We start from the raw sequence: 15,818 nt of genomic DNA, 5'->3' as shown, positions 1-15,818 counted from the left end.
GGCGGAGTACGATCCGCGCATCGGTTCATGCCCGGAAAGCCCCGAAGACACAGATGTCACGGAGGAACAATGCAGCCGACCGCCACGGTCCTGGTCTACAGCGACGACGCCAACACCCGTGAGCAGGTGAGGCTGGCAGCCGGGCGCAGGCCCGCGGCCGACGTGCCACCGGTGGAGTTCCTGGAATGCGCCACCATGCCCGCCGTGCTGGAGGCGCTGGACCGCGGCGGCATCGACGTCTGCGTGCTGGACGGCGAGACGGCGCCCGCGGGCGGCATGGGCGTCTGCCGGCAGATCAAGGACGAGATCTTCCGGTGCCCGCCGGTGCTGCTGCTGATCGGGCGCCCGCAGGACGCCTGGCTGGCCACCTGGAGCCGTGCGGACGCCGCGGTGACCCTTCCGGTCGAACCGGTCGAGTTCGCGGACGCCCTGGCCGCCCTGCTGCGCAGCAGGGACTGCGTGGCCGTCTGATGCCCGCCGCGGCCCCGTCCGCGGCACCACTGAGGGGCAGTGCACTCCCCGGGCCGGTCAGACCTCGGGGCGCAGTCGCGCCGCCTGGATCGTGTCTTCGCGGTCCGGGGCGGTGTCCTTCTGCAGGGCGCTGCCCTTCAGCCATTTGGCCCAGGACAGGTTCCAGTCGCCGAAGCCGTTGTCGAACGGCGTCATCATCTCGCCCTGGCTGCCCACGACCGTGACGATGTCGCCCGTGCGCACGGTGTTGTAGAACCACTCGGCCTGGCCGGTGCTCATGCCCGTGCAGCCGTGGCTGACGTTCTCGTACCCCTGCGAGCCGGTGGACCAGGGGGCCGCGTGCACGTACTCGCCGCTCCAGGTGACCCGGGTCGCGTAGTAGACCTGCAGGTCGTACGAGTCGGAGGAGCCCTCCGCGATGCCGATCGTCTCCCCGCGCATACGTACGCGGTACTCCTTGCCCAGCACGACCTTGACGCCGTTTCGGGTGGAGAAGCCGGGCTTGCCGGTCGTCACCGGAATGGTTTTGATCACTTTCCCGTTGCGCTTGACCGTCATCGAGTGCGACGCGGCGTTCGTGATGGCCTCGACACGGTCGCCCGTGGTGAGCCTCAGCGCCTTCGTGGGGGCGCCGTAGAGGGTGTCGGTGACCTTGACGCCGGCCAGGCCGCTGGTGACGTCGATGGTGGCCCTGGCGGGCCAGTAGTCCTTGGGGCGGTAGTGCAGGATCTTGTCGTCGACCCAGTACCAGGAGCCGGTCACGGCGGGCGTCGAGCGGACCCTGAGGGCGCGCTCGACGTTGGCCCTGGACGCCTTGTCCTTGACCGGAGCGCTGAGTTCCGCCGTGATGGGCTGTCCCACGCCGTAGGTGCCCGCCTGAGGGCCGAAGGTGACCTTCAGGAACTTCTTGGCGGTGGTGGTCCCGAAAGAGAGCGTACGGCTGCCCGGAGCGCCGTCGTCGTCCTCCACACCGACCCTGACGGTGTACCGGGTTCCGGCGGCGAGCGGGACGGTGGAGTGCCACCGCTTCCCGTCGGCGTCGAGTTCGCCCGCCAGATGGCGGCCGGTCGTGTCGACGGCCGACACGTCCGTGATCCGGCCGTCGTCGCCGTTGACGGTGACTTCCAGCGGCTTGCCGGGGTCGACCTTCTCGTCGCCGTCCGTGGCGTTGGCGGAGATCTCGTCCGCCGCGTCGTACGGCTTCTCCGCGAGCGGATGGCCGCCGGAACCGCCACAGGCGGTCACACCTGCGACCAGGGTCACGACCAGCAGAGTGCAGCTCACTACGGGGCGGATGCGCGGCGTGTGGTTCATGAACCCAAGCTATGGAGATTCACCCGAATCAGCGCGCGGTGTGACTGCAAACGGGGGACCCGTACTCCTCTCGGTGGAGAAGTGCGGGCCCCCCGTTCAGGTGGAGCGGTGGAGCGGTGTCACTGGGTGCGGTTCTCACCGCGGTAGTACTCGAAGACCCAGCCGAACAGACCGATCAGGATCATCGGGGCCGAGAAGTAGAGCAGCCACCAGCCGAAGATGACTCCCATGAAGGCGAGTGCACCGCCGACCGCCAGCGAGAGCGGCTGCCAGCTGTGCGGGGAGAAGAACCCCACCTCGCCGGCCTCGTCCGCCACATCGGCTTCCTTGTTGTCCTGCGCCATGGCGTCGACCCGCCGGGCCGTGAAGGCCAGGTAGAAGCCGATCATGATGCTCAGCCCGAAGGCCAGGACGAGCGCGGTGGTACCGGCCGGCTCCTTCGACCACACGCCGTACGTGATGGCGATGACGAGGATGAAGACGCTCAGCCAGATGAACATCTTGCCTTGGATCTTCACTTGCCGGCCTCCTTGCCACCAGCGAGGGCCTTGTCATCCTCGGAGTGGTGCTCCAGCTGCTCGAGCGCCGAGATCTCCGGGTGATGCAGGTCGAACGCCGGGGATTCGGAGCGGATCCGCGGCAGGGTGAGGAAGTTGTGCCGCGGCGGCGGGCAGGAGGTCGCCCACTCCAGCGAACGGCCGTAGCCCCACGGGTCGTCGACCTCGATCTTCTTGCCGTACTTGGCGGTCTTCCACACGTTGTAGAAGAACGGCAGCATCGACAGACCGAGCAGGAACGAGGAGATCGTCGAGATCGTGTTCAGCGCGGTGAAGCCGTCGGCGGCGAGGTAGTCCGCGTAACGACGCGGCATGCCCTCGGCACCCAGCCAGTGCTGCACCAGGAACGTGCCGTGGAAGCCCACGAACAGCGTCCAGAACGTGATCTTGCCGAGCCGCTCGTCCAGCATCTTGCCGGTGAACTTCGGCCACCAGAAGTGGAATCCGGAGAACATCGCGAAGACCACGGTGCCGAAGATGACGTAGTGGAAGTGCGCGACGACGAAGTACGAGTCCGAGACGTGGAAGTCCATCGGGGGCGATGCCAGGATCACGCCGGTCAGACCACCGAAGGTGAAGGTGATCAGGAAGCCGACGGCCCAGAGCATCGGTGTCTCGAAGGACAACGATCCCTTCCACATCGTGCCGATCCAGTTGAAGAACTTCACACCGGTCGGTACCGCGATGAGGAATGTCATGAACGAGAAGAACGGCAACAGCACGCCGCCCGTCACGTACATGTGGTGCGCCCACACCGTCACGGAAAGACCCGCGATGGCGATCGTCGCGCTGATCAGGCCGATGTAGCCGAACATCGGCTTGCGGCTGAAGACCGGAATCACTTCGGAAATGATTCCGAAGAATGGCAGAGCAATGATGTACACCTCTGGATGGCCGAAGAACCAGAAGAGGTGTTGCCAGAGCAATGCGCCGCCATTGGCCGCGTCGAAGACATGCGCACCGAATTTACGGTCCGCCTCCAGCGCGAAGAGCGCGGCGGCGAGCACCGGGAAGGCCAGCAGGACCAGCACACCGGTCAGCAGGACGTTCCAGACGAAGATCGGCATGCGGAACATCGTCATGCCGGGGGCACGCATGCAGATGATCGTGGTGATGAAGTTGACCGAACCGAGGATCGTGCCGAAGCCGGAGAAGGCCAGACCCATGATCCACATGTCGGCGCCGACACCCGGCGACCGGACCGCGTCCGAGAGCGGGGAGTAGGCGAACCAGCCGAAGTCCGCCGCACCCTGCGGGGTGAGGAAGCCGGCCACCGCGATGAGCGAACCGAAGAGGTACAGCCAGTACGCGAACATGTTCAGCCGCGGGAACGCCACGTCGGGCGCGCCGATCTGCAGCGGCATGATCCAGTTCGCGAATCCGGCGAACAGCGGCGTCGCGAACATCAGCAGCATGATCGTGCCGTGCATCGTGAACGCCTGGTTGAACTGCTCGTTCGACATGATCTGCGTGCCGGGACGGGCCAGTTCGGCGCGCATGAAGAGCGCCATCAGACCGCCGATGCAGAAGAACGCGAACGACGTGACCAGGTACATCGTGCCGATCGTCTTGTGGTCAGTGGTGGTCAGCCACTTGATGACGACGTTTCCCGGCTGCTTGCGCCGGACCGGCAGCTCGTCCTCGTACGAGTCGTCTGCTGCCGCGGCACCCTGAGGTTCGTTGAGGATGCTCACAGTTTGTTCGTCTCCGCATTCCTGGCCGGGTCAGTCTGCTCGATGCCGGCCGGCACGTAGCCCGTCTGGCCCTTCTTCGCCAGCTCCTCGAGGTGCGCCTGGTAGCGCTCCGGGGAGACGACCTTGACGTTGAAGAGCATCCGGGAGTGGTCGACGCCGCAGAGTTCGGCGCACTTGCCCATGAAGGTGCCCTCCTGGTTGGGAGTCACCTCGAAGGAGTTGGTGTGGCCCGGAATGACGTCCTGCTTCATGAGGAACGGCACCACCCAGAAGGAGTGGATGACGTCACGCGAAGTCAGAACGAAGCGGACCTTCTCGCCCTTCGGCAGCCACAGGGTCGGACCCGGGTTGCCGTTCTGCGGGTTCCGGGTTCCCGGGACGCCGAAGTCGTAGACGCCTTCCGCACCCTTGGGGAAGTCCTCCCGGAAACGGTTGGGGATGGCGTCGAGCTCCTTGGGGATCTCGTTGCCCGTGGCGGTCGAGCCGTCCACGTTCTCGATGTAGTTGAAGCCCCAGCTCCACTGGTAGCCGACCACGTTGATGGTGTGGGCAGGCTTCGGAGAGAGCGAGAGGAGCTTCGATTCATCGCGCGCGGTGAAGTAGAACAACACCGAGACGATGATCAGAGGGACCACGGTGTACAGCGCCTCGATGGGCATGTTGTACCTGGTCTGCGGAGGAACCTCGACCTTGGTGCGGCTGCGCCGGTGGAAGATGACGCTCCACAGGATCAGGCCCCAGACCAGCACGCCCGTGGCGAGCGCTGCCGCCCACGAGCCCTGCCAGAGGGAAAGGATCCGTGGTGCCTCTTCTGTTACCGGCGTAGGCATACCAAGGCGGGGGAAGTCCTTGTATGTGCAACCGGTTGCGGTCGCCAGGATCAGGCCCGCAGTCAGCACCTGCGGCAGCTTCCGCCGCATCGGGCGCCGCGACGAGCGGTCGGAGCCGTTGGGACTCACGTAGCGCCTTCCCGAGAGTCTCGCCCGCGCGGTCGGCGCGGCCGTCGTTCTGGTCGGTCGCCGCCCTGACGCGGGCAGGGGTTTGGATGTTTATGCGGACCAAACCCTACTGGACGCTATTTGGGGTCGCGCGGGGAGGGTGCCCAACGCGCCGTCCGACTCCCCGAAGGGGTGGAATACGGGCCTCCGGCCGCCATCTGACGCCCCCTCTCCTGGCCCCCCGCCGGGCCCGTCCCCGGCCCGGCGCCCACCTCGGGCTAGCGTGGCCGCGTGCCCTACTTCGACACCGCATCCGCTGCCCCCCTGCACCCCGTCGCACGCCAGGCCCTGCTTGCCGCGCTGGACGAGGGCTGGGCCGACCCGGCCAGGCTCTACCGGGAGGGACGACGGGCCCGGCTGCTGCTGGACGCCGCCCGGGAGGCCGCCGCCGAGGCCGTCGGGTGCCGCCCGGACGAGCTCACATTCACTCCTTCGGGGACCCTGGCGGTTCACTCGGGAATTTCCGGAGCCCTCGCGGGGCGTCGGCGTGTCGGCCGCCATCTGGTCGTCTCCTCGGTCGAACACTCGTCGGTGCTCCATTCGGCCGCCACCCATGAGGCGCAGGGCGGGTCGGTCTCCGAGGTCCCGGTGGACCGGTCGGGGGCGGTGAGCGCGGCGGCGTACGCGGAGGTGCTGCGCGAGGACACCGCGCTGGCCTGTCTGCAGTCCGCCAACCACGAGGTCGGCACCGAGCAGCCGGTGGCCGCGGTGGCGGAGGCCTGCCGGGCGGCCGGGGTGCCGCTGCTGGTGGACGCCGCGCAGTCGCTGGGCCGAGAGCCGGTGCCGGCGGGCTGGTCGCTGCTGACCGGGAGTGCCCACAAGTGGGGCGGGCCGCCCGGCGTCGGGCTGCTGGCGGTGCGCAAGGGGGTGCGGTTCGCCGCCCAAGGTCCGGCCGACGAGCGGGAGTCGGGGCGGGCGGCGGGGTTCGAGAACCTTCCGGCGATCGTCGCCGCGGCGGCGTCTCTGCGGGCGGTACGGGCCGAGGCCGCCGCCGAGTCCGTACGGCTGCGGGCCCTGGTGGACCGGATCAGGGCCGCGGTGCCGGAGCTGGTGCCCGATGTGGAGGTGGTCGGCGATCCGGTGCGGCGGCTGCCGCACCTGGTGACCTTCTCCTGTCTCTATGTCGACGGGGAGACACTGCTGCACGAGCTGGACCGGGCGGGTTTCTCCGTATCGTCCGGTTCGTCCTGCACCAGCAGCACGCTGACCCCGAGCCATGTGCTCAGGGCCATGGGAGTGCTGTCGGAGGGGAACGTACGGGTGTCGCTGCCGAACGGCACCGCCGCGGCGGACGTCGACCGTTTCCTGGACGTGCTGCCCCGGGTGGTGGCGGAGGTGCGGGAGAGGCTGGGCGCGCCGGTCGCGGCACCCCGGGCGGCCGCACCGGCCGGGTCCCTGGTGGTCGACGCGCTCGGGAAGCGGTGCCCGATCCCCGTGATCGAACTCGCGAAGGTGATCGGGGACGTACCGGTGGGCGGAACGGTGACCGTGCTCTCCGACGACGAGGCGGCGCGGCTGGACATCCCGGCCTGGTGCGCGATGCGCGAGCAGGAGTACGTGGGCGAGGAGCCGGCGGACCGTGGCTCGGCCTATGTGGTCCGCCGGCTGTCCTGACGGGGTCTTTCGTTTGGATCGGGCCGGATCAGGGTGCGGGGTCCGGTGCCGTGCATCGCAAGGCGGAGGAGGGAGTCGACGCGGCGCGTCGGCGACCGACGACGACGCCGCGAGGCGCGGCACCGGGGCACGCGAGCCCGGCATGATCCAAACGAGAGGCCCTACGCGAGGTGGGTGCGGACCTCGGCGGCGGCGTCATGGCCGTACGCCTTGGTGAAGCGGTCCATGAAGTGGGTGCGGCGCAGGGTGTACTCCTGGGTGCCGACCGTCTCGATGACCAGGGTGGCGAGCATGCAGCCGACCTGGGCGGCGCGCTCCAGGCCGACGCCCCAGGCGAGGCCGGAGAGGAATCCGGCCCGGAAGGCGTCGCCGACGCCGGTCGGGTCGGCCTTGGTCTCCTCCTCCGGGCAGCCGACCTCGATCGGCTCCTGGCCGGCGCGCTCGATGCGGACGCCGCGGGCGCCGAGGGTGGTGACCCGGTGGCCGACCTTGGACAGGATCTCCTCGTCGGTCCAGCCGGTCTTGGACTCGATGAGCCCCTTCTCGTACTCGTTGGAGAAGAGGTACGTGGCGCCCTCCAGGAGGATCCGGATCTCGTCGCCGTCCATCCGGGCGATCTGCTGCGAGAAGTCCGCGGCGAACGGGATGCCCCGGGAGCGGCACTCCTCGGTGTGGCGGAGCATCGCCTCGGGGTCGTCGGCGCCGATCGAGACCAGGTCGAGGCCGCCGACCCGGTCACCGACGGCCTTCAGCTCGATGAGGCGGGCCTCGCTCATCGCACCGGTGTAGAAGGAACCGATCTGGTTGTGGTCGGCATCCGTGGTGCAGACGAAACGGGCGGTGTGCAGGACCTCGGAGATCCGGACCGATCCGGTGTCGACGCCGTGGCGGTCGAGCCAGGCGCGGTACTCGTCGAAGTCGGAGCCGGCGGCGCCGACCAGGATCGGCTCCGTGCCCAGCAGGCCCATGCCGAAGCAGATGTTGGCGGCGACACCGCCCCGGCGCACGTCGAGGTTGTCGACCAGGAAGGAGAGCGAGACCGTGTGCAGCTGATCCGCGACCAGCTGGTCGGCGAAACGGCCGGGGAAGGTCATGAGGTGATCGGTGGCGATGGAGCCGGTGACTGCGATTCGCACGGGGAGACTGCTCCTGCGGAGATCGGGGGGAACGGGTGACTGTGTTCCCGGGGCGGCGTGACAGTTCACGCTACCGGTTCCACGGAGCACCACGAATAGGGAAAAACTACCCGATAGTAGGGCTTTCTTCCTGAGGGCGGTGGTGCCTACGGTGCGGATATGTCGAACCACATCGCCACGCGCGACTCCGAGATGAGCCTGGCCGAGCTGCGCGGTGACTGCGCCCGGATGGCTCCGCACTGGGTGGCCCACCCGAAGTCTGCCCCTGTTCCGGTCGCCCCGTCCCGGATTCACGGAGTCACCGTGCCCGCCGCCTCCGCCCGGCTGATCGACGCCATGTCGGACTACGGGGACTGAGAGGCGGCCGCGACCCGCGCCGATCGCACCTGAGCCCCGCGAGGGAACCGTGCGCGCCGCTGCTCCGTCCCACTGTCGTCCCCGTCCGGGGACGGACGACAGGCCGGGTGACGGCCTGTGACGGCCAGGCAGGCGAAGGAGCGATCCGGTGAGCACCGAGCGACCCGACAACGACGTGACCGGCCCCCGGCGGCGTTCGCCGCTCGCCGTGGCCTCGGTGGCGGCAGCCGTGCTGCTGGCCGGTGGCGGCGGTGCGTACTGGGCCGCGACCGCGGCCGGCGGCGACGACAGGTCCGGCGGCAGCGCGGACGACGGCGGGCGGCGCACCCCTCCCCCGCTGTCCCTGGACCGGCCCTCGGGCGCCCCGGCGTCGCCCGAGGCGCCCTCGCGGGGCATCGCGCCGGGCGAGCCCGACCCGAGTGGCGGCCGGGTGGTCTACCGCGCGTCCGGCAAGCTGCCCGAGGGTCCGCGCACGGCCGCGGTGCGGCACGCGGTGGGGACCGTCTCGGCGGCCGAGGTGGCCCGGCTGGCGAAGGCGCTGAAGCTGGCGGGCACGCCGCAGGCCGAGGGCACATACTGGAAGGTGGGGTCCGACGGGGACGGCTCCGGCTCGGCCCTGCGGGTCGAGAAGCAGGCCCCGGGCACCTGGAGCTTCGCCCGGTACGGCTCCGGCGGCACGGACAACTGCCAGAAGGAGACGATCTGTTCGGGCGGGAACCCGACTCCGGGCGGCAGCGGCTCCCCGGTGAGCGAGAGTGCCGCCAGGGCCGCCGCGGCACCGGTCCTGAAGGCGGCGGGGCAGGACGGCGCCGCGCTCGATTCCGGTCAACTCATGGGCTCGGTACGGGTGGTGAACGCCGACCCGAAGGTGGACGGCCTTCCCACGTACGGCTGGTCGACCGGGATCCAGGTGGGAGCGAACGGTGAAGTGGTCGGCGGCAGCGGGCAGTTGAAGGGCCTGGAGAAGAGCGACAGCTATCCGGTGATCGGTGCGGCCCAGGCGCTGGAGCAGCTGAACGGGCCGGCGTCCCGCAAGGAGGCCCGCGCGGACATCGGCGGATGCGCCACCCCCGTGCCGCTGGACGAGGGCCTGAAGTCGCCGAAGGCCCGCTGCGGGGCGCGGACCGGGGCGGAGCGGCCGACGACGACCGTGACGGTCGACAAGGCGGTGTTCGGCCTGGCGACGCAGTACGTGGCGGGCAAGCAGACGCTCGTACCGTCCTGGCTCTTCTCGGTGCGGCCGGCCGCCGGTGGCCGGGGCACCACGGTGACGCAGGTCGCCGTGGCCCCCTCGTACCTGGCGAAGGACGCACCGGTGACGACCGCCCCCACGCCGGCTCCGACGCCCCCGGGTGGCGCGGAGAAGTCCCAGCGGCAGCTGCTGTCGTACAGCGCCGACGGACGGACCCTGTCGGTGACCTTCTGGGGCGGGGTGTGCAGCACGTACACCGCGAGCGCGACCGAGAGCCCGGACCGGGTGACCGTGAAGGTGACGGAGGCGCAGCAGCCCGGGAAGAAGGTCTGCATCATGATCGCCAAGGAGCTGACCCGGACGGTGACGCTCGACGCGCCGCTCGGCGACCGGACCGTGGTCGACGCGGCGTCGGGCGGCGACGTGCCCCGCGCCTGAGCGCCGGGGCCCCGGGGCGACGCGGAACGGCACGACGGCGGCGGCCCCGGATTCCGGGGCCGCCGCCGTCGTGCCGTTCCGCGTCGCGTTCAGACGTACGCGTCGCCTTCAGGGCTCAGTCGCCTTCAGGGCCTAGCTGAAGGAGTCGCCGCAGGCGCAGGAGCCCGTGGCGTTGGGGTTGTCGATCGTGAAGCCCTGCTTCTCGATGGTGTCGACGAAGTCGATGGAGGCGCCACCCAGGTACGGAGCACTCATCCGGTCGGTGACGACCTTGACGCCGTCGAAGTCCTTCACGACATCGCCGTCGAGCGAACGCTCGTCGAAGAAGAGCTGGTAGCGCAGGCCGGAGCAGCCGCCGGGCTGCACGGCGACGCGCAGCGCCAGGTCGTCACGGCCTTCCTGCTCCAGCAGGCCCTTGACCTTGGCTGCGGCGGCGTCGGACAGGAGGATGCCGTCGCTCACGGTGGTGGTCTCGTCCGATACGGACATCTGCTTCTCTCCCGGGTTGTACGGAGACTGCTTGCCGACGTTGCAACCGTCGGGACCGCGGATTCATTCCGGGCCGAGCGCTTGCCTGTTCCATTCATGCTCGCACACCGGTCGGCCGGGGGGATGCGTCACATCGACACTATGGACATCGTCAAAGTGACGTGAACCGGATATGATAGATAGCGTCAATTAGACGAAAAGGCTTCGCGGAAGCTTTTCGCAGAGGCTTTCAGCAGAGAAGAAAGGGTGCGTGACGTGACCACGGCCCACCCCGTCCAGGATCTCGACGTCCAGCCGACGCCCCTCGCCCTGCTCCTGCTCGGCCGTGAGGCCGACCCGCGGAGCGAGCGCGGCGTCGAGTGCCCCGGCGACCTGCCCTCCCCGTCCGACCCGGACCTGGTGGAGCGTGCCCGCGCGGCCAAGGAGAAGCTCGGGGACAAGGTGTTCGTCCTCGGCCACCACTACCAGCGCGACGAGGTCATCCAGTTCGCGGACGTCACGGGCGACTCGTTCAAGCTCGCCCGGGACGCGGCCGCGCGGCCGGAGGCCGAGTACATCGTCTTCTGCGGCGTGCACTTCATGGCCGAGTCCGCGGACATCCTGACCACCGACGACCAGAAGGTCGTGCTGCCGGACCTGGCTGCGGGCTGTTCCATGGCCGACATGGCCACCGCCGAGCAGGTCGCCGAGTGCTGGGACGTGCTGACCGAGGCCGGGGTAGCCGAGCAGGTCGTGCCCGTCTCGTACATGAACTCCTCCGCCGACATCAAGGCGTTCACCGGCAGGCACGGCGGCACCATCTGTACCTCCTCCAACGCCAAGCGGGCGCTGGAGTGGGCCTTCGAGCAGGGCGAGAAGATCCTCTTCCTGCCCGACCAGCACCTGGGCCGGAACACCGCGGTCCGGGACATGGGGATGTCGCTGGAGGACTGCGTCCTCTACAACCCGCACAAGCCCAACGGCGGACTGACCGCCGAGGAGCTGCGGGACGCGAAGATGATCCTGTGGCGCGGGCACTGCTCGGTGCACGGCCGCTTCTCGGTCGAGTCCGTCAACGACGTCCGCGAGCGGATACCGGGCGTCAACGTCCTGGTGCACCCCGAGTGCAAGCACGAGGTCGTGGCGGCGGCGGACCACGTCGGCTCGACGGAGTACATCATCAAGGCCCTGGAGGCGGCCCCGGCCGGCTCGAAGTGGGCGATCGGCACCGAACTGAACCTGGTGCGCCGGCTGGCCAACCGGTTCGCGGCCGAGGACAAGGAGATCGTCTTCCTCGACAAGACGGTCTGCTTCTGCTCGACGATGAACCGGATCGACCTGCCGCACCTGGTGTGGGCGCTGGAGTCGCTGGCCGAGGGCAAGCTGATCAACCGGATCGAGGTCGACCCGGAGACGGAGAAGTACGCCAAGCTCGCGCTGGAGCGGATGCTGGCGCTGCCGTAGCCGTACGGCACACACAGCACACGCGGTACGCAGGAAGGCCCCGGCACCGGAACTCGGTGCCGGGGCCTTCCTGCCGCCGGGTCAGGCCTTCGCGGGCTCCGGCTCCTCGGAGGCGGTGTCCGCCGCGGGGGCCGGGGCGGGCAGGCCCGCCTTCTTCTCGCGCTTGAGCGCCTTCTTCTTCGCGCGGCGCTCCTTGCGGAGCTCCACCATCGCGTAGAGCGTCGGCACCAGGAGCAGCGTGAGCAGGGTCGAGGTGACCAGGCCGCCGATCACGACCACCGCGAGCGGCTGCGAGATGAAGCCGCCCTCGCCGGTGACGCCGAGCGCCATCGGGAGCAGGGCGAAGATCGTCGCGAGTGCCGTCATCAGGATCGGGCGGAGCCGGTGGCGGCCGCCCTCGACGACCGCTTCGACGACGCCCATGCCCTGGGTCCGGTACTGGTTGATCAGGTCGATCAGCACGATCGCGTTGGTCACCACGATGCCGATCAGCATCAGCATGCCGATCATCGCCGGGACGCCCATCGGGGTGCCGGTGATCACGAGCAGGCCGATCGCGCCGGTCGCCGCGAACGGGATGGAGACCAGCAGGATCAGCGGCTGGATCAGGGACTTGAACGTCGCCACCAGCAGCATGAAGACGATCGCGATCGCGGCCAGCATGGCCAGGCCGAGCTTCAGGAACGCGTCGTTCTGGTCCTCGGAGACACCGCCGATGGTGGCGGTGGCGCCGTCCGGGAGCTTCAGCGCGTTGATCTTCGTCTGGAGCGAGGCGCTGACCGCACCGGTGTTGTCGCCGGTGGGCTTGGCGGTGATCGTCGCGGCGCGCTGGCCGTCGATCCGGGTCATGGAGACCGGGCCGGGGACCAGTTCGACGTCGGCGATCCGTCCGAGCTTCACCGGGCCGAGGGGCAGGTTCTTCAGCTCGGCCATGGTGGTGGCCGGGTGGGCGGACTTGATGACGACGTCCCGCTCGGTGTCGTCCATGATCGCCTTGCCGGACGGGGTGCCGCGCACCGCTCCGGCGACGGCCGCGCCGAGCGTGGCCTGGCTGAAGCCGGCCTCGGCGGCCTCGGGCTTGGCCTTGACCGAGATCCGCGGGACGCTCTGCGCGAGGTCGCTCTGGACGTCGGTGACGTCCTTCAGCTTCGCCACCTCGGCCCGGACCTGCTCGGACGCCTTCCTCAGCACGTCCGCGTCGGCGGCCTTGACCACGACGCTGAGGTCCTGGCTGCCGAAGCCGTCGCCCGCGGAGATGGTGGTGTCACCGATGCCGTCGAGCTTGCCGAGCGCGGTGTCGATGCGCTTCTGCGTGGCGTCGAAGTCGCCCGAGTCCTTCAGGGTGACCTGGTACGAGGCCTGGTTGGCGCCGGTGCCGCCGCCGAAGGCCGCCATGAAGCCGGACGAGCCGACGGTGACCTGGTAGTCCTTGACGCCCTTGTCGTCGGTGAGGACCTTCTCGACCTTCTTGGCCGCCTCGTCGGCGGCCGCCAGGCTGGTGCCGGGGGCCAGCTCCTGCTTGATCGAGAGGACCTCCTGCTCTCCCTGGTCGAAGAAGTTGGTCTTCAGCAGCGGGGCCATGCCGAAGGTGCCGATGAACACGGCGATCGCGATGACGATGCTGGTGATGCGGCGCCGGGTGGCGAAGCGCAGCACCGGGATGTACAGCCGCTGGAGCCGGCTGCGGGCCTCCTTCTCCTCGGCCTTGCGACGGGCCTCGTCCGGGTTCTCCGTGGCGCCCTTCGGGGCGCGCAGGAACCAGTAGGACAGGACGGGGACGACGGTCAGCGAGACCAGCAGCGAGGCCAGCAGGGCCGCGGTGACGGTCAGCGAGAAGGAGCCGAAGAGCTCGCCGACCATGCCGCCGACGAGGCCGATCGGCAGGAAGACGGCGACCGTGGTGAGGGTCGAGGAGGTGACCGCGCCGGCCACTTCCTTCACCGCGGCGATGATCGCCGACTGGCGCTCCTCGCCGTAGCCGAGGTGCCGCTTGATGTTCTCCAGGACCACGATCGAGTCGTCGACGACGCGGCCGATCGCGATGGTCAGCGCGCCCAGCGTGAGCATGTTGAGCGAGAGGTCACGGGTCCAGAGCACGATCAGCGCGAGGACCACGGAGAGCGGGATGGAGACCGCGGTGACCAGGGTCGAACGCAGCGAGGCGAGGAAGACCAGGATCACGATGACGGCGAAGAGCAGACCGAGCGCACCTTCGGTGGTCAGACCGGAGATCGCCTTGGAGACGGCGGGGCCCTGGTCGGAGACGACGGTCAGTTCGGCGCCGGCGCCGAGATCCTTGCGGAGGTCGGGGAGCTTGTCCTTGACCGCGTCCGAGATGGCGACGGCGCTGCCGTCCTTGTCCATCGTGGCCATCACGGCGAGGCTCGGCTTGCCGTTGGTACGGGTGATGGAGACCGCGGTGGACGGCTCCTGCTTCACCGTGGCGACGGCACCGAGCCGGACCGGCCTGCCGGGCTTGCCCGTGGCCGGGTCCTGACCGGCGACCCGCAGGTCCTCGATCTGCTTCAGGGAGGTGAAGGCGCCGCCGACCTGGACGGTGCGGCTCTTGCCCGACTCGGAGAAGGAACCGGCGGGGACGGTCGCGCCGCCCGCCTGGAGCGCCTGGGAGAGCGTCATGGCGTTCAGCCCGGCGGCGGCGAGCTTCTTGTCGTCGGGGGTGATGGAGACCTGGAGGTCCTGCACCCCGTCGACGGTGACCTGGCCGACGCCGCTGATGTCCTCCAGGGCGGGGACGACCGTGCGGTCCAGCTGGTCGGCGAGCGCCTGCTGGTCCTTGTCGGAGGTGACGGCGAGGACGACGGCCGGGATGTCGTCCGTCGAGCCGGCGATGACCTGCGGGTCGACGTCGTCGGGAAGCTGGGCGCGGGCGCGGTTCACCGCCTGCTGGATGTCGGCGACGAGCTGCTTGGTGCCCTCGCTGCCGAAGTCGAAGGACGCCATGATGACGGCGCTGCCCTCGCTGGCGGTCGAGGTGATCCCGGTGACGCCGTCGACGGCCTTGACCGAGTTCTCCAGCGGCTCGACGACCTGCTTCTCGACCACATCGGGGGACGCACCCTGGTAGGGGGCGATGACCGACACCATCGGGAGTTCGATGGTGGGCAGCAGCTGCTGCTTGAGCTGCGGGATCGCGATCGCTCCGAATACGAGCGCGACGATCGAGATCAAACCGATCAGGGCCCGTTGCGCGAGGCTGAATCTGGACAGCCAGGACATGGGTGAGGTCTCTCTTCTGTGGCTTACGCGGCAGGTGGGCGGGTGGCTGGGGGACAGACCCGGCCCAGTTACACGATCGCCCACCGGCAGGGGTGAAAGCGTCGGCCCCCGGGTTGCTTTCTTATGCCGCGCATACCGCAGGTGGAGTACGCCGGATCTCCACCCCTCACTCCACCCTGGGGCGCACCAGGCCGGATTCGTAGGCAATTACCACCAATTGGGCCCGGTCCCTGGCGCCCAGCTTCGCCATCGCCCGGTTCACATGGGTCTTGACGGTGAGCGGGCTGACGACGAGCCGCTCGGCGATCTCGTCGTTGGAGTGGCCGCCCGCGACCTGGACGAGCACTTCGCGCTCGCGTCCGGTGAGCGCGCCGAGCCGCTCGGAGTACTCCGCGGCGCTCGGCCCGTCGCCCTGCGAACTGCCGCCCTGGGCGAGGAAGGTGGCGATCAGGCCCTTGGTCGCGGCGGGCGAGAGCAGCGCCTCCCCGCCCGCGGCGATACGGATCGCGTTGAGCAGCTCCTCCGGTTCCGCCCCTTTGCCGAGGAAGCCGGACGCCCCGGCCCGCAGCGACTGCACCACGTACTCGTCCACCTCGAAGGTGGTGAGCATGACCACCCGTACGCCGGACAGCTCCGGATCGGCGCTGATCATCCGGGTCGCGGTGAGCCCGTCCGTACCCGGCATCCGGATGTCCATCAGCACCACGTCGGCGCCGGTCGAGCGGGCGAGTTCCACGGCCTGCGCGCCGTCCGCCGCCTCGCCGACCACCTCCATGTCGGCCTCCGAGTCGACCAGCACCCGGAACGCGCTGCGCAGCAGCGCCTGGTCGTCGACGAGCAGCACCTTGATGGGCGGTGTCATGCGTTCTCCCCCGTCC

General features: G+C 69.4%; 13 protein-coding genes. 5 read left to right on the top strand and 8 right to left on the bottom strand.

Annotation, left to right across the window (positions count from 1 at the left end; translation table 11 throughout):
- Nucleotides 1-69 precede the first annotated feature (69 nt).
- Nucleotides 70-471 (top strand): hypothetical protein, encoded by a 402-nt coding sequence (locus tag ACFYY1_RS04125; RefSeq protein WP_388580494.1) that lies wholly within the window; start codon nt 70-72, stop codon nt 469-471.
- 57 nt (nt 472-528) lie between these two features.
- Here the strand turns inward: ACFYY1_RS04125 and ACFYY1_RS04120 are convergent, their stop codons facing one another.
- The 4 genes from ACFYY1_RS04120 to coxB form a co-directional block, all read right to left on the bottom strand.
- Nucleotides 529-1,785, bottom strand: coding sequence for an Ig-like domain-containing protein (locus ACFYY1_RS04120; RefSeq protein ID WP_388580491.1), 1,257 nt, complete (start codon nt 1,783-1,785; stop codon nt 529-531).
- A 119-nt stretch (nt 1,786-1,904) separates the two neighbouring features.
- Complete coding sequence (locus tag ACFYY1_RS04115; RefSeq protein WP_388580488.1) at nt 1,905-2,303, bottom strand: cytochrome c oxidase subunit 4; 399 nt, start codon at nt 2,301-2,303, stop codon at nt 1,905-1,907.
- The gene (ctaD, locus tag ACFYY1_RS04110) at nt 2,300-4,036 is read right to left on the bottom strand and encodes a cytochrome c oxidase subunit I (RefSeq protein ID WP_388580486.1); all 1,737 of its coding nucleotides are present in this window, start codon (nt 4,034-4,036) and stop codon (nt 2,300-2,302) included. Before ctaD ends, ACFYY1_RS04115 begins: the two co-directional genes overlap by 4 nt.
- A complete protein-coding gene (coxB, locus tag ACFYY1_RS04105; protein ID WP_388580483.1) occupies nt 4,033-4,995 on the bottom strand; it encodes a cytochrome c oxidase subunit II in 963 nt (320 codons plus the stop codon). The genes ctaD and coxB overlap by 4 nt, the downstream gene beginning before the upstream one ends.
- Nucleotides 4,996-5,265: 270 nt before the next feature.
- Here coxB and ACFYY1_RS04100 point away from each other — a divergent pair, with 270 nt between their 5' ends.
- Nucleotides 5,266-6,648 (top strand): cysteine desulfurase/sulfurtransferase TusA family protein, encoded by a 1,383-nt coding sequence (locus ACFYY1_RS04100; protein ID WP_388580481.1) that lies wholly within the window; start codon nt 5,266-5,268, stop codon nt 6,646-6,648.
- 161 nt (nt 6,649-6,809) lie between these two features.
- Here ACFYY1_RS04100 and ACFYY1_RS04095 read toward each other — a convergent pair whose 3' ends face one another.
- Nucleotides 6,810-7,784 (bottom strand): carbohydrate kinase family protein, encoded by a 975-nt coding sequence (locus ACFYY1_RS04095; protein WP_388580478.1) that lies wholly within the window; start codon nt 7,782-7,784, stop codon nt 6,810-6,812.
- A gap of 159 nt (nt 7,785-7,943) precedes the next feature.
- Between ACFYY1_RS04095 and ACFYY1_RS04090 the strand changes: the two genes are divergently transcribed.
- Entirely contained in the window at nt 7,944-8,141 is a 198-nt protein-coding gene (locus tag ACFYY1_RS04090) for a hypothetical protein (RefSeq protein WP_388580476.1), read from the top strand.
- A gap of 148 nt (nt 8,142-8,289) precedes the next feature.
- Nucleotides 8,290-9,771, top strand: coding sequence for a hypothetical protein (locus ACFYY1_RS04085; protein ID WP_388580473.1), 1,482 nt, complete (start codon nt 8,290-8,292; stop codon nt 9,769-9,771).
- Between the two features lie 132 nt (nt 9,772-9,903).
- Here ACFYY1_RS04085 and ACFYY1_RS04080 read toward each other — a convergent pair whose 3' ends face one another.
- Nucleotides 9,904-10,260 carry an iron-sulfur cluster assembly accessory protein gene (locus ACFYY1_RS04080; protein WP_030933606.1) on the bottom strand — a complete coding sequence of 119 codons (357 nt, stop codon included), beginning with the start codon at nt 10,258-10,260 and terminating at the stop codon, nt 9,904-9,906.
- A gap of 246 nt (nt 10,261-10,506) precedes the next feature.
- On the opposite strand from ACFYY1_RS04080, the gene nadA reads away from it, so the two are divergent.
- The gene (gene nadA, locus ACFYY1_RS04075; RefSeq protein WP_388580471.1) at nt 10,507-11,703 is read left to right on the top strand and encodes a quinolinate synthase NadA; all 1,197 of its coding nucleotides are present in this window, start codon (nt 10,507-10,509) and stop codon (nt 11,701-11,703) included.
- A gap of 81 nt (nt 11,704-11,784) precedes the next feature.
- On the opposite strand, the gene ACFYY1_RS04070 is transcribed toward nadA, so the two are convergent.
- Together ACFYY1_RS04070 and ACFYY1_RS04065 are read right to left on the bottom strand one after the other, a co-directional pair.
- Entirely contained in the window at nt 11,785-14,940 is a 3,156-nt protein-coding gene (locus ACFYY1_RS04070) for an efflux RND transporter permease subunit (protein WP_388580468.1), read from the bottom strand.
- Between the two features lie 166 nt (nt 14,941-15,106).
- Nucleotides 15,107-15,802, bottom strand: a complete 696-nt coding sequence (locus tag ACFYY1_RS04065) for a response regulator (RefSeq protein WP_388580466.1) — start codon at nt 15,800-15,802, stop codon at nt 15,107-15,109.
- Nucleotides 15,803-15,818 lie beyond the last annotated feature (16 nt).

Source organism: Streptomyces sp. NPDC001890 (assembly GCF_042891445.1).
In the GTDB taxonomy this organism is placed as follows: Bacteria; Actinomycetota; Actinomycetes; order Streptomycetales; family Streptomycetaceae; genus Streptomyces.
Note: the sequence above shows the minus strand (reverse complement) of the source record. Positions and strands in the feature narration are given on the sequence as shown.